We start from the raw sequence: 14,063 nt of genomic DNA, 5'->3' as shown, positions 1-14,063 counted from the left end.
ACCGAACCGTGACGCCGGGCGCCGGGGGTGATCCGGGCCTCCCGAGGGTCACGTCACTAGTGTCGGAGACGTGACCAGCGCGCTCCTCACCGACCAGTACGAGCTCACCATGGTGGACGCCGCCCTGAAGGACGGCACCGCCGACCGCCGATGCGTCTTCGAGGTGTTCGCCCGGCGGCTGCCGGACGGCCGCCGCTACGGTGTGGCGGCCGGACTCGGACGCTTCCTCACCGCCCTCGGCGACTTCCGCTTCGGCGACGAGGAGATCGGGTTCCTGCGCGACCGCGGCGTCATCGACGCCGGCACCGCCTCGTGGCTCGCCGACTACCGGTTCAGCGGCGACGTCCGCGCCTACCGGGAGGGCGAGGTCTACTTCCCGAACTCCCCCATCCTGCAGATCGAGGGCACCTTCGCCGAGGCCGTCGTGCTCGAGACCCTCGCCCTGAGCATCTTCAACGCGGACTCCGCGATCGCCTCGGCCGCCGCCCGCATGGTGTCCGCCGCCGACGGCCGCCCGCTCGCCGAGATGGGCTCCCGCCGCACCGGTGAGTGGAACGCCGTGGCCGCCGCCCGTGCCGCGTACATCGCCGGCTTCGGTGCGACGAGCAACCTCGAGGCCGGCCGCACCTGGGGCATCCCCACGATGGGCACCGCCGCGCACGCCTTCACGCTGCTGCACGACTCCGAGGAGCAGGCGTTCCGTTCGCAGCTCGACGCGCTCGGCAGCGGCACGACCCTGCTCGTCGACACCTACGACATCGAGGCCGCGGTCGAGACGGCCGTCCGCCTCACCGACGGCAAGCTCGGCGGCGTCCGGATCGACAGCGGCGACCTGCCGTCCGTCGTCGCCGCCGTGCGTGCGCAGCTCGACCGCCTCGGCGCGACGGGCACGAAGATCACGGTGACGAACGACCTCGACGAGTACACGATCGCCGCGCTCCGAGCCGCCCCGGTCGACTCGTACGGCGTCGGTACCTCGGTCGTCTCCGGCTCCGGGCACCCGGCCGCCGGCATGGTGTTCAAGCTCGTCGCGCACCGGGACGCGGACGGCGGCGACTGGGTCCCCGTCGCCAAGAAGTCGGCCGACAAGGCGTCGATCGGCGGCCGGAAGGAGGCGGGCCGACGACTCCGCAACGGCGTCGCGACCGCCGAGATCGTGCTCACGGGTGCGCAGGTCGGCCCGGACGAGCGGTCGCTGCTGGTCCCCGTCGTCAGCGGCGGCGAGGTCGACCCGGCGTTCCTCGGCACGCAGGGCGTCGAGGCCGCACGCGCGCACCACAAGCGCGCGAAGGCGGAGCTGCCCGCCGACGCGTCACGCATCGGGCGCGGCGACCCGGCCATCCCCACCCTGGTGATCTAGGGCCCGCACGCACACACCCACGCACGACGTGCATCGCGTTCGCGTCGCCGCTTCGTGAGCAGAAATGGTCGGGTGTCCGAGGGCGACCCGACCTCTGCTGCTCACGATGTGCGGTCAGCTGACGCAGACGACGGACGGGAGGCCCGTGGCGGCGTCGCCACGGGCCTCCCGTCCGTCTGCTGGTCGCGTCTACTCGGCCTTCATCTTCTCGTAGATGGCCTTGCAGTCCGGGCAGACCGGGAACTTCTCCGGGTCGCGACCCGGGATCCACTTCTTGCCGCACAGGGCCTTCACCGGCTTGCCGGACATGGCCGACTGCAAGATCTTGTCCTTCTTCACGTAGTGCGAGAACCGCTCGTGGTCACCGGGTTCGATCGCTTCGTCTTCGAGGAGCTTCTCGAGCTCCCGGTCCATCACGTCGAGGCCGCCGCTTGGTTCCGTCATGCTCATGCGTCCAGGGTACGACGGTCCGCCCTCGGGCGCGCCGCTCGTTGCGCTGCGCCGCTCGTTGCGCTGCGCTGCACCGCTAGTTGCGCTGCGCCGCGGCGAGCAGGTCAGGGCCGTGGCGGTCGAACAGGCGTCCGCCCGCGGACACACCGATCACGAGCACGACGGCACCGACCCCGATGCCCACCAGGAGCGTCAGCACCGACCACGGCTCCGGTCCCTGCACGGCGGCGAGCACCGCGAGGCCGACAGCGGGGACCGTGCAGAGCACGATGCCGATCACCATGGTCGCCTGCGCGACCGTGGCGGTGACGCCGGCGGCCTGCGGCTGCTGGAAGGGATGGTCGCCCGGGCGCACCGTCGGGTAGGGCATGAGCACGGACAGGACGCTCGACAACCCGAGCCCGGACAGCAGGGCGCTCGCGCTGACGCCGATGAGCAGCGGGAAGGCGGCCCAGTCGCCGAACAGCCACGCGGACAGCGCGGCCCCGGCGACGATCGCGGGCGCCCCCACGACCAGCACGGGAACGACACGACCGAGCCGGTCACTCCACCCGGGCGCACCGGACGCGACGTGCAGCCACACGGCGGTGTTGTCGTACGAGACGTCGTTGTGCGGCAGGAACCCGGCGATCAGGGCCATCAGCGGCAGCGGTACGAGGGCGGTCCACTGCCACGGCACCCCGGCGACGCCGAGCGGGATGACGACGATCGGCACGAGCAGGATGATCAGGTACGACGTGCGGTACCGCGGGTCGCGCACCCAGTAGGTGAGCGCCCGGGCAGCGACGGCTGACACCGGGGCCGAGCCGAACCGGTCGAACCAGCCCAGGCCCTGGTAGCGGCGGGTGCGGGCGCGGTCGTCGACGGTCTCGAGCGCACGGCCGACGAGCGCCCACCATGCCCAGGCGAGGAGCACGACGACGGCGACCGCGACGAGGAGCTTCGCGACACCCGTGCCGACGTGGCCGCTCGCGACCTCGGCGGGCACGGCCCACGCGGCACCCCAGGGGGTCCAGCCGGCGATGTCCGCGACGCGCTGCATCTCGGTGCCCTGTGGGTCCAGCCAGTCGACGCGGAGCAGCAGCGCCACCGTCGGGATCGAGAGCGCGATGATGACGAGGGCCACCAGCCACCCGGCGTCGCGGGAGCGCTGCGGCCCGATCAGCCGGGAGCCGACGGTGCAGCAGACGCGGATCAGGAGCGCGCAGGTCGCGACGCCGAGCAGCCCGCCGAGGACCGCGAGCAGGCCGAGACCGGGATCGCGCGCCCAGGCGACGACCTGTCCGATCGCGACGACGACCAGGCCGATCACCGGGATGCCGACGAGTCCGGCGACGACGAGCCCGATCGCCAGGCGACGGCGCTCGATGCCGAACACCGCGAAGCGCCGCGGGTCGAGCTGGTCGCTCCGGCCGACGACGAGTGGCACGACCGTGAACCCGAAGGTGATCAGGGTGCCGACGGGCACGATGACCGCACGGGCGAGGTCCGGGTCGGCGTCACCGAGGGCGATGGTCCGCGACGCGACGAACACGGCGGCGAGGAGTCCGACGAGGCTGGCGAGCACGACGGCGACGGACCGGCGGGCGGTGCCCCGGACCTCGCCCGCGAGCAGGTCCGCCCTCAGCCGGAGAAGCTGTGCAACCATTCCATGCTCTCCGCGACGACACGACCGCCGGCGAGTTCGACGAACTTGTCCTCGAGGCTCTTGCGCCCGCGGACCTGGGCCATGGTGCCGGACGCCAGGACCTTGCCGCCGACGATGATGGCGACCGAGTCACAGGTGCGCTGCACGAGCTCCATCGAGTGACTCGAGAGCACGACCGTGCCGCCGCCCCGGGTGTACCGGCGCAGGATGTCCGTGATCGTCGCCGCACTCACCGGGTCGACCGACTCGAAGGGCTCGTCGAGCACGAGCACCCGCGGCGAGTGGATCAGGGTGGCGGCCAGGGCGATCTTCTTCGCCATGCCGACCGAGTAGTCGGCGACCTGGCGGCCGAGCGCCTCGCCCAGCCCGAAGGCCTCGGCGAGATCGGCGCTGCGCTTCCGTGCGGTGGCACCGTCGAGCCCGCGGAGCGTGGCCGAGTAGTACAGGAGCTGCGCACCGGTCAGCCGGTCGAACAGCCGGAGCCGGTCCGGCAGGACGCCGAGACTGCGCTTCGCCGCCGTCGGGTCTGCCCAGACGTCGTGGTCGAGCACCGTCACCGAGCCGGCGTCGGGGCGCAGCAGTCCGGTGATCATGGAAAGGGTCGTCGTCTTGCCGGCGCCGTTCGGGCCGACCACGCCGAAGATCGAGCCCTGCCGGATCTCGAGGTCGACCTCGTCGACGGCCAGGGTCTGCCCGTACCGCTTGACCAGGCCGCTCGCTGCGAGCACGACGGGCTGGAGCGTCTGCGGCTGTTTCGGTGCGGCGCTGCGCGGCGCACGCTTCTTCGTCGCGGGCGGGGTGGCGGTGGTCGCCCGGCCGGCGTCGTCCGTCACGTCGTCCGCGTCGGTCGGGACGGGAGGCTCGGCGTCGGTCCGCGGGGCGGCCTTCGTCGGGCGCTTGGTGCGCCCCTTGCCGTTGCGCGCCTTCGCGGGGCGCGGCGCGGCGGCGGCCGCGTCGTCGATGCGGTCATCCGTCGACGCGTCCGTGCGGGTGTCCGTCGTCGCGTCGGCGCGGGTGTCCGTCGTGGCGCCGTCGGTACGGGTGTCCGTCGTCGCGTCGGTACGGGTGTCCGTCGTCGCGTCGGTCATCGCGTCATCAGTGGCGGCGTCGTCCGCATCAGTGTCCCCCGTGTCGTCGTCGGCTGCGTCGCCCTCAGCAGCCGCGGCGGTGTCCGCTTCGTCGGCGTCCCCCGCCTCGGTCATCCAGGCAGCGTCGGCCGTGGCGTACACGTCCTCGTTCTCTGCTCGCGCTGGCATCGACCCACCGTACCAACGCTCTCCGACCGTCGGGAACCGTCGCGGCCCGGGTCACGAATTGAGTACGAAGCGCGCAGAGCCGTACCCCGCGAGGGGGTGTTTCCGTATCATTCACCAGGGCACGAAGGAGTGTTCACCACTTGGAAACCTGCTCCAGCAGGCGATCCCGGCGGCCTCTTCGCAGCGACGACCACGTCGACACGAACGGTTCTCGGGCAACTCGGACGTTGGAAGCGCAGACTCGACGAGGCCCGCCCGTACCCCAGGGTGCGCGGGCGGACACCAGAAGGGACCAGCATGACCACGCAGATCGTGATCCTCGCAGCGGGGATGGGCAGCCGTCTCGGCCGCAGCCTGCCGAAGCCGCTCACGGAGCTCAGTGACGGCCGCACCATCATGCAGCAGCAGTTCGACAACATCCGCGCCGCGTTCGGTTCGAGCGCCCGCGTGACGATCGTCGTCGGCTACAAGTCGGAGCACATCGTCGAGGCGTTCCCCGACGCGAACTTCGTCTACAACGAGTCGTACGACTCCACCAACACCTCGAAGAGCCTGCTGCGTGCCCTCAAGGCCACCGGCAAGAGCGGTGTCCTCTGGATGAACGGCGACGTGGTCTTCGACCCGATGGCGCTCGTCCGTGCGGCCGACATGATCGACGAGGGCCGTTCCTTCGTCAGCGTCAACACCGACAAGGTCTCCGACGAAGAGGTCAAGTACACCGTCGACGCCGAGGGCTTCATCCACAAGCTCTCCAAGCAGGTCGTCGGGGGTCTCGGCGAAGCCGTCGGGATCAACTACGTCTCCGCCGCCGACAAGCAGGCCCTCATCCGGCAGCTCGGTCGCGTCGACGACCAGGAGTACTTCGAGGGCGGCATCGAGGCTGCCATCGCCGAGGACGGGCTACGCTGGACGCCGATCGACATCTCTGACCTGTACGCGGTCGAGATCGACTTCGCCGAGGACCTCGAGCGCGCGAACAACCTGTTCGCCTGAACCACCGTCAGGACCCCTCGGCGGTTCCGCCCGAAGGGAAACCGTGACCACAGCGAGTGCGCCGACCGTGCCCGTGGCTCCCGCACCCGCGAAGGCCCGGAGCGCCGGTCGGCGCTATCGTCAGGCCCTCTGGTTGCTGACCGTCCGCGACCTGCGGGTCCGCTACTCGACGTCGGCGCTCGGCTACGTGTGGTCGATCCTCGACCCGCTCGTGATGTCGGGGATCTACTGGTTCGTCTTCACGCAGGTCTTCCACCGCGGCTCGGTCGGTGAAGATCCGTACATCGTGTTCCTGCTGTCCGCGCTGCTGCCGTGGATGTGGTTCACCGGTGGCGTCTCGGACTCCACCCGGGCGTTCATCAAGGAATCGAAGCTCATCCGCTCGACCACCATCCCCCGCACGATCTGGGTGGCACGGATCGATGCGTCGAAGGGCATCGAGTTCCTGCTGAGCCTGCCGGTCCTGGCCGCCTTCGCGATCGCGACGGGTGCCCACCTGCACTGGCAGGTCGTGTTCTTCCCGCTGGCGATCGTGCTGCAGTGCGCACTGGTCTACGGCCTGGGGCTCATCGTCGCCCCGCTCGTGGTCTTCTTCCGTGACCTGGAGCGCGCCACCAAGCTCGTGCTGCGGTTCCTGTTCTACGCGTCGCCGATCATCTACGGCACGCACGCACTGCCGCCCGCCCTGCGGGACATCGCCGCGATCAACCCGCTCACCGGCATCTTCGGCATGTACCGTGCGGCGTTCTTCCCCGGCCAGCTCGACTGGCTCGAGGTCGGCGCCTCGGTGGTCGTGACCGGCATCGTCCTGGTGATCGGCTTCGCGGTGTTCCGCCGCAGCGAGCACCGCGTGCTGAAGGAGCTGTGATGACCGCGACCGACCAGACCCGACGCATCGAGACCGTCACCCCGGTCATCTCGGTGCGCGACGCCGGCATCTGCTTCAAACGGAACCGTCGCGCGAGCCGGAACTTCAAGGACCTGTTCGCCGGACGCGGGCGCCGCAAGCGTGCCGATGAGTTCTGGGCGCTCCGCAACGTGTCGTTCGACGTCCGCCCAGGCGAGGCGATCGGGGTCGTGGGGCGGAACGGACAGGGCAAGTCGACCCTGCTGAAGCTCGTGGCCCAGGTGATGCTGCCCGACGAGGGCCGCGTCGACGTCGGTGCCGGCGTCGCCCCGCTCATCGAGATCACGGGTGGTTTCGTCGGTGACCTCACCGTGCGCGACAACGTGTACCTGACGGCGGGCCTGCACGGCATGTCCCGGGCCGAGATCCGCGACGCCTTCGACGAGATCATCGACTTCGCCGAGATCGCCGACTTCGTGGACACCCCCTACAAGCACCTGTCGAGCGGCATGAAGGTCCGCATCGCGTTCGCGGTGATCTCGCGGCTCGACGAGCCGGTCATCCTGGTCGACGAGGTGCTGGCGGTGGGCGACAAGGCCTTCCGCGAGAAGTGCTACAAGCGGATCGAGCAACTCCTGGCCGGCGGCCGGACGCTGTTCTTCGTCTCCCACAGCGACAAGGACCTGCGCCGCTTCTGCGACCGGGGGCTCTACCTCGACAAGGGTCGTCTGCAGCTCGACGGCACCATCGAGGCCGCGCTGGCCCGGTACGCGGCCGACTACGGCTCCTGACCGGCCGGGGTACTCCCCCTGCACCAACACGGGCGTCTGTGGCTCCCTCCACAGCCCGGGCCCTCGTGGCCGCCCCCCGGGGTCCCGCCGTCGGACCCTCCCCCTAGCGTTCCCCCCATGCACCACCCACCAACCGCGTACGCCGTCCCGTTCGCCGTCGACCGATCGCACGCACCGCGTCGGTACGACCTCGTCAACACCGGCCCCGAGCCGGTCGACGGGCTCACGCTCACCCACCTGGGCAACGGGTACTGCCCGCCGCTCGCAGTGCGCCGCCTCGACCCCGGCCGATCGCTGTCCCTGGCGGTCTTCGGCGCCGACCCCGAGGACACGGGGGTCGTCATCGTCCGGTGGCGTCGGCCCGACCGGTCCGAGTACCTCTGGCGGATGTCACTCGTCGGGCCGGGGATGCAGCCGTGACGCGGCACCGGCCTCCGGCACGGAGCCCGCGGGGTGACGATCGCCCGTCAGCGCCCGTCGCGTTCGGCGGCGACGGTCCGCCACCGCTCGAGCAACCACTCCACTGCCGCGTGGAACCGCGCCGTGGCCGCACCCGGGGTGGTGTCGCCGAAGTACCGGGCGACCCAGTGCTGCAGGCGTGCGAGCTCCTCGGCGTCGCTCGCGGCCGCGTCGACCCGGGCGAGCACCGACGGGGCGTCCGCCGCGGTCAGCCAGTTCGCGTCGCTCAGGTAGCCCCGCTCGTCGACGTCGGCCTCGGGCGACACCGGCCGCGTGACGATGAGCGGCTTGCCCACCGCCAGTCGGTCGTAGATCATCGCGCTGATGTCGGTGATCGCCACGTCCGCGTCCGCCAGCTGCCAGCCGAGGTCACCGCCGTCGTCGTACAGGTGGTGCGCGGCCGGGTCGGCGGCGTTGGCCGCGCTGATCGCCGCGACGATCCGCTCGTGCGCCGCGCGGTAGGTGGGGTCGAGCACACCGCTGCGCGGGTGCGGGCGGTACACCAGACGGTGACGGGGCGATGCGAGCACCTGCTCGGCGATGACCGTGCCGTGCGACGCGATCGACCCGTACGCCGCGGCACCGCGGTCACCCTCCCACGTCGGGGCGTAGAGCACGACGGTCCGGTCGTCGTCGGGGTACGGGGCCGCTCCGGCGAAGTGGTCGGCCTGCGGGCGTCCGATCGCGATGGTCCGGGCGTCCAGGTCGTAGTCCCACAGCGCCTCGGCCAGACGGTCACGTGCCGCGTCCCCCGCGATCAGGGCGTAGTCGTACGCCTTGAACTGGTTCGTCGTCATGTACATCTTGTCGCTCTCGCCGTGGTTGACGAAGACGTGCCACATCCGCCCGTACCGCATCATCTGGAAGTTGCGGGCGTTCTGGTTGACGTACAGCACCACCTTCGGCGCCTGCGTGTCGACGAAGTGTTCGAGGTCGACCACCTGCCGGGCGTAGACCGCGGGCACGGGCGACTCCTCGAGCAGGGTCAGCATGGTGCCCGGGCTCCGCGAGATGATCGCCACCGGGTGCGTCTTCGCGAGTTCGGCCAGCGGTGCGTACCACTGGCGCACCTGGTACATGTTGACCGGACCGTCGGCGAAGTACACGGCGATCTCGACCGAACCGGGCGCCGGCTTCGGCGCGGACGGCAGTCGCCGTGCGAGCTGCTGCCGGCTGCGGCGGGACGTCAGGAGTCGCTCGACGAGCCGCAGCGCGGTCCGCAGGTCGCTGATGATCGACATGGTCCTTCTCCGGGTCTGCTCTGGTGGGACGAGGCGTGCGGGTCAGACGACCGGCGGCCGCCCTGCGATGGTCATCCGTGCGACTGTGAGCCAGCCCATCGGGCGGACCGGACCGCAGTCGGTCGTCCATCCTTCACGGATCCCACCGAACCAGGTGGCCAGTCGGCGGGGGTGACGCCACCAGCGCGTGATCTGGATCGCGGCCCACGACCCCACGTACACCGGGCGCAGCACCGCGGGCAGGTTGCGTCGAGCCAGCCACACCCGGTTCCGGGCGTTCAACCGGTAGTACTCGGTGTGCCGCGCCGGGTCGATCGCGGGGTGGTGCGCCACGAGGTCGCCGGCGTACCAGGTCCGACGGCCGGCATCCCAGACGCGCCAGGCGAGCTCGATGCCCTCGTGGGCGTAGAAGTACTCGGCCCCCCAGCCGCCGACGGCACGGTAGACGTCCATCGGCAGCACGACGGCGCCTTCCCAGACCGAGAACACCGGCGACGAGTGGTCCGGCTCGCCCTTCCGGATCCGCGGCACCCATCGGCGGGGGTTCGCGGCACCGGTCGGGTCGACGACCCGGGGCTGCACGAGGCCGAGCGACGGATCGTGCTCGAACAGCGCGATCGCGTCGCGCAGGAAGGTCGGCGACGGCACCGACGCATCGTCGTCGAGGAAGAACACGTAGTCACCGTCGACGACCTCGGCCCCGGCGTTCCGACCGGCCGGGATCCCGACGTTCTCGGGCAGGGCCATGGCTCGCACACCGTCCGGCAGGCCCGTGGGTGCCCAGCCGTTGCCGACGCAGACGACGTCGAGCTCGACGTCCTGCTGGGCGAGCACGCTGTCGAGGCCGCGGCGCAGGTCCTCCGGCCGGGTGCCCTGCGACAGGCTCACCACGGCGACGCGCGGTCGTCCGCGGTGCACCACCGCGTGCCGACGCAGGGTTCCGGGCACGGTCGTGTCCTCGGTCACGCCTTGACCCGCTTCGAGGCGATGATCGCCAGGAAGTGCCCGATCGTCGCGAGCACGGCGAGCGGCAACAGCGCGCCGACCAGGATCCGGCTGGCGAGCGGGTCACCGATCACCAGGGCGAGCAGGGCGAAGACGAACGCGAGCATGCTCAGCTCGACCGAGTGGTACAGGCGGTGGAACGGCAGGAACCGTGCCACGCGGCGGAGCGAGGCGAGCCTGCGGCCGGACGGGGCGGTGGACGCATCCCGTCGGTCGACCAGCTTGTCGAGCCCGGCGTTCGCGCGGGCCACGTGCACCATGTCGTTCAGGGCCTTGTTGAGCACGATGACCAGGCCGAGTGCGCACCCGATCGTGGTCCACATCCAGTCGGCGCCGTGGATGGGCCAGGTGGCCGCGCGGATGCCGAGCGCGACCGGGATCAGTCCCTCGGTCGTGTAGTGCCCCACCTTGTCCAGGAACACCCCGGCGGGCGACTTGGTGCCGCGCCACCGGGCGACCTCGCCGTCGGAGCAGTCGACGAGCATCTGCAGCTGGCCGAGGACCAGTGCCAGGGCGGCGCCCCAGATGCCGGGGATGAGCAGGGCGGCGGCGACGCTCCAGCCGACCAGGATCATCAGGCCGGTGACCTGGTTCGCGCTGACGCGGGTCTTCAGGAGTACCCAGGTCAGGTACGGCGAGACGTCGCGCAGGTACAGCGAGGCCGTCCAGTGCTCGGCGTTGGCGCGCGCACGGACCTCGTCCGGCTGGGCGACGGCCCGGAGTTCGGCGATCGAGGTCGGCCGTGCGGATCCGCGGCCGGTCGTGGGGTGGTCGGTCATTCGGTCACCGTCCCGTGTGGGTGGTCAGCTCGGACGTGCGGGTCAGGAACCCGATGATGAACCCGAGCCCCCAGCCCACGTGGATGCAGGGCAGCACGACGAGCAACCAGAGGAGCGTCGGCAGCCCGGAGCGGCGCGCCACCGCGATCGACCCCAGGACGACGAAGAGCAGGTAGACGACGGGCACGACGAACCCGAGCAGCGCCCAGGCGAGCGGGGTGCCGAGCGCCGCGCCGACGATGCCGACGAGTCCGGCGACGACGCCCAGCGCCATCGCCGCGACCATCGCCGGCGGCACGAAGTAGCGCAGGCCGTTGTTCGCCGGGAACCGACGCGCGAGCTCGCCGCGCCAGAGCCCGGTGGCGACGAACTGCCGCACCAGGCGCTTCAGGCTCGGCCGCGGGCGGTAGGTGACGACGAGTTCCGGCGTGAACCAGACGGTCCCGCCGGTCTGGCGCAGCCGACGGTTGAGTTCCCAGTCCTGGCCGCGCTTGATGCCCTCGTCGAAGAGGCCGACGTCGAACAGCCGCTCACGTCGGAACACGCCGAGGTAGGCGGTCTCGGCCGGGCCGGCTGTGCCGCCCACGTGGTGCGGCGTGCCGCCGAGGCCGACACGGCTGCCGTAGGCCAGGGCGACGGCCCGCTCGAAGGGGGTCCGGCCCTCGGCGCGCATGATGCCGCCGACGTTGTCCGCTCCGGATTCCAGGAGCGTGCGCACCGCGATGCGCGTGTAGTCGGTGGGCAGGACCGAGTGCGCGTCGACGCGGATGACGACGGGGTGCACGGACGCACGGATCGCGACGTTCAGCCCGGCGGGCGTCGAGCCGACGGGGTTGTCGATCGCGCGGATCCGTGGGTCGGCAGCGCTCATCTCGGCGACGAGTTCGTTCGTGCCGTCGATCGACGGCCCGAGCGCGAGGATGACCTCGAACGGGCCCGCGTAGTCCTGGTCGAGCAGACTGCCGACGGCGGCCCGGACCTCGGTGACCTCGTTCAGCACGGGCATCACGTACGAGACGCCCGGCAGGGGCTGTCCGTCTGACTGCATGCGTACCTCGGGGTGCTGGCTTGGCGGCACGGGACGCACCGGGGCGGTGCCGCCCCGCAGAGCGACCATGAGCCTATCAAGAGGCCGAACCGCCCACCTGCGTCGGCGCGGGACGCGCCCCCGTGACGGACTGGAGGCCCGGCGCACGTCGTGCCCCGGGCCTCCTGTCCGTCGTGTGGTGGCGTCAGCCCTTGCTGTCGTACGTTCCGAGCTTCACGTCGGCCTGGCGGGTCTGGCCGTCGCGGACGTAGCTGATCGTCGTCGAGGCGCCACCCGCGAAGAAGCGCACCTGCGCGGTCAGGTCGGTGGCGTCGGAGACCGACGCCGAGCCGATCTTCGTGACGACGTCGCCCTTCTGCAGACCGGCCTTCGCCGCGGCACCGCCGTTGGACACCGACTTGATGAGGGCGCCGACCTGGGTGGCGCTGGCGTCCTCGGTGGCGTCGCCGACCGTTGCGCCGAGGAGCCCGTGGGTCGCCGAGCCGTTGTCCTTGATCTCGTTCGCGACCCGCTTGACCAGGTTGGCCGGGATCGAGAAGCCGACGCCGATGCTGCCGGCGGCCGACTCCGACGACGACGAGCTGCCAGCCGAGGCGATGGCCACGTTGATGCCGATCAGTCGGCCCTTCGAGTCGAGCAGCGCACCGCCGGAGTTGCCCGGGTTGATCGAGGCGTCGGTCTGGATGACCGGGAGCGAGACGGTGGTGTTCGCGGACGAGCTGCTGCCGTTGTCCCCGTTGCCCCAGAAGTCGAAGGGACCCGAGCCGCCGTTGCCGCCCTCGTTCGAGTCGCCGCCCTCGGTGGGGGCGCTCGAGGTGACCTGGATGCTGCGGTTCAGGGTCGAGACGATGCCGTCGGTGACGGTGTTCGACAGGCCCAGCGGCGCACCGATCGCGACCGCGGTGTCCCCGACGTTGAGCTTGGACGAGTCCGCGAACTCCATCGGCTTGAGGTCGGTCGCATCGATCTTGATGACCGCGAGGTCGACCGTCGGGTCGGTGCCGATGAGCTTGCCCGCGTAGATCTTGCCGTTCGAGGTCGTCACCGTGATCCGGCCGTTCGAGCTGTCGCCGTCGAGGGTGACCACGTGGGTGTTCGTGACGATGTAGCCGTCCTTGCTCATCACGACACCGGAACCGGTGCCGGCCTCGTTGCTCGCCGACACGTTGATCGTGACCACGGACGGGGTCGCCTGTGCTGCGACGGCCGTGACGACGGTGGCGGAGTCGTAGTCGTTGACGGTCAGGTTGCCGCCCTGCGACGAACCGGAGGACACCACGCTGCCACCGTCGTTCGCCGCCGACGATGCGAGCCACCCAGCACCGCCACCCACGAGCCCGGCCACGACGAGACCGGCGATGATCGGCAGGAGCAGCTTGTTGCGGCCCGAGCGCTCCTTGGTCGTCGTGGTCGCCGCGGCACCCGAGGCGTCGTCGCTGAAGTAGTGCCCGTTGCGCTGGTTCGCGCCGTCGACGTCGCCGAAGGCGCTCGTGGCGGACTGCGGGGCCTGCGCGGATGCGTTCGCGTACTCGGAGGACGAGCTCGGAGCGGACGAGGACGTCGGCTGGGCGTACTCGCCGTAGCGGGGGCGTTCGGCGCCCGGCTGGCCGTACTGGGACTGCTGGCCGTACGGGTTCTGGGCCTGCTGGCCGTACTGCGACTGCTGGCCGTACGGGTTCTGGGCCTGCGGCGCCTGCTGGCCGTACTGCGACTGCTGGCCGTACGGGTTCTGGCTCTGCTGCGGCTGCTGGCCGTACGGGTTCTGGGCCTGCGGTGCCTGCTGGCCGTACGGCGACGTCTGCTGGCCGTAGCCGCCCTGCTGCGCGCGCGGGGAGTCACCGGAGACGGCCGGGTACGGCGCGGTGTAGCGGTCGGTCGGGTGGTCCGTCGACGACGGGATCACGTCCGTGTGGTCCGGGGTCGTCTCGTCGTTCTGGTTCGGGCGAGGAGTCTCGTCCGGCTGGTCGGAGTCGTTCGGCATCGACGTGTTCCCTCTCGTGGCCGCTGCTGCGGCGTCCTCACTGGCGGCAGGCGGAGCCGCATCGTCCGGACGGCGGTCGTCGCCCTGCCCGTCGGGCGTGGTGTCGGTCATGCTGGACGTGCTCCTTTCAAGCTCGTGCAGTCTGTCGCAAGCACCTGAGCGGTCCTTCTGGCGAGGCTGCGAGCCACCCCTGGCGATCTTATGC

General features: G+C 71.1%; 13 protein-coding genes. 5 read left to right on the top strand and 8 right to left on the bottom strand.

Annotated features, from left to right (window positions below; all coding sequences use genetic code 11):
* Nucleotides 1–70 precede the first annotated feature (70 nt).
* Nucleotides 71–1,360: a nicotinate phosphoribosyltransferase gene (locus tag ORG17_RS04525; protein ID WP_214528010.1), complete on the top strand. Its 1,290-nt coding sequence runs from the start codon at nt 71–73 to the stop codon at nt 1,358–1,360.
* A 189-nt stretch (nt 1,361–1,549) separates the two neighbouring features.
* Here the strand turns inward: ORG17_RS04525 and ORG17_RS04520 are convergent, their stop codons facing one another.
* From ORG17_RS04520 to ORG17_RS04510, 3 genes are all read right to left on the bottom strand, one after another.
* Entirely contained in the window at nt 1,550–1,810 is a 261-nt protein-coding gene (locus tag ORG17_RS04520; RefSeq protein WP_214528009.1) for a DUF3039 domain-containing protein, read from the bottom strand.
* A 76-nt stretch (nt 1,811–1,886) separates the two neighbouring features.
* Complete coding sequence (locus tag ORG17_RS04515) at nt 1,887–3,458, bottom strand: ABC transporter permease (protein ID WP_214528008.1); 1,572 nt, start codon at nt 3,456–3,458, stop codon at nt 1,887–1,889.
* The gene (locus ORG17_RS04510) at nt 3,434–4,714 is read right to left on the bottom strand and encodes an ABC transporter ATP-binding protein (protein ID WP_250892626.1); all 1,281 of its coding nucleotides are present in this window, start codon (nt 4,712–4,714) and stop codon (nt 3,434–3,436) included. Before ORG17_RS04510 ends, ORG17_RS04515 begins: the two co-directional genes overlap by 25 nt.
* A gap of 297 nt (nt 4,715–5,011) precedes the next feature.
* Here ORG17_RS04510 and ORG17_RS04505 point away from each other — a divergent pair, with 297 nt between their 5' ends.
* From ORG17_RS04505 to ORG17_RS04490, 4 genes are all read left to right on the top strand, one after another.
* Nucleotides 5,012–5,707 carry a phosphocholine cytidylyltransferase family protein gene (locus tag ORG17_RS04505; protein ID WP_110862735.1) on the top strand — a complete coding sequence of 232 codons (696 nt, stop codon included), beginning with the start codon at nt 5,012–5,014 and terminating at the stop codon, nt 5,705–5,707.
* A gap of 43 nt (nt 5,708–5,750) precedes the next feature.
* Nucleotides 5,751–6,575, top strand: a complete 825-nt coding sequence (locus ORG17_RS04500) for an ABC transporter permease (protein WP_301565274.1) — start codon at nt 5,751–5,753, stop codon at nt 6,573–6,575.
* Complete coding sequence (locus tag ORG17_RS04495; RefSeq protein WP_051596509.1) at nt 6,575–7,345, top strand: ABC transporter ATP-binding protein; 771 nt, start codon at nt 6,575–6,577, stop codon at nt 7,343–7,345. Before ORG17_RS04500 ends, ORG17_RS04495 begins: the two co-directional genes overlap by 1 nt.
* Before the next feature lie 117 nt (nt 7,346–7,462).
* Nucleotides 7,463–7,765: a hypothetical protein gene (locus tag ORG17_RS04490; protein ID WP_027464593.1), complete on the top strand. Its 303-nt coding sequence runs from the start codon at nt 7,463–7,465 to the stop codon at nt 7,763–7,765.
* Between the two features lie 47 nt (nt 7,766–7,812).
* On the opposite strand, the gene ORG17_RS04485 is transcribed toward ORG17_RS04490, so the two are convergent.
* The 5 genes from ORG17_RS04485 to ORG17_RS04465 form a co-directional block, all read right to left on the bottom strand.
* A complete protein-coding gene (locus tag ORG17_RS04485) occupies nt 7,813–9,045 on the bottom strand; it encodes a CDP-glycerol glycerophosphotransferase family protein (RefSeq protein WP_214527131.1) in 1,233 nt (410 codons plus the stop codon).
* Between the two features lie 42 nt (nt 9,046–9,087).
* Nucleotides 9,088–9,963, bottom strand: a complete 876-nt coding sequence (locus tag ORG17_RS04480; RefSeq protein WP_301565282.1) for a glycosyltransferase family 2 protein — start codon at nt 9,961–9,963, stop codon at nt 9,088–9,090.
* Between the two features lie 44 nt (nt 9,964–10,007).
* On the bottom strand, nt 10,008–10,829 hold the full coding sequence (locus ORG17_RS04475) for a CDP-alcohol phosphatidyltransferase family protein (RefSeq protein ID WP_027464591.1): 822 nt from the start codon (nt 10,827–10,829) through the stop codon (nt 10,008–10,010).
* A gap of 4 nt (nt 10,830–10,833) precedes the next feature.
* Entirely contained in the window at nt 10,834–11,877 is a 1,044-nt protein-coding gene (locus ORG17_RS04470) for a glycosyltransferase family 2 protein (RefSeq protein ID WP_027464590.1), read from the bottom strand.
* A 184-nt stretch (nt 11,878–12,061) separates the two neighbouring features.
* Complete coding sequence (locus ORG17_RS04465) at nt 12,062–13,969, bottom strand: S1C family serine protease (protein ID WP_250892378.1); 1,908 nt, start codon at nt 13,967–13,969, stop codon at nt 12,062–12,064.
* Between the last annotated feature and the right edge of the window lie 94 nt (nt 13,970–14,063).

Origin of the sequence: Curtobacterium flaccumfaciens pv. betae, assembly GCF_026241855.1 — a bacterium.
Classification (GTDB): Bacteria; Actinomycetota; Actinomycetes; order Actinomycetales; family Microbacteriaceae; genus Curtobacterium; species Curtobacterium flaccumfaciens.
The sequence above is the reverse complement of the archived record's forward strand: the minus strand, read 5'-3'. Positions and strand labels throughout refer to the sequence as shown.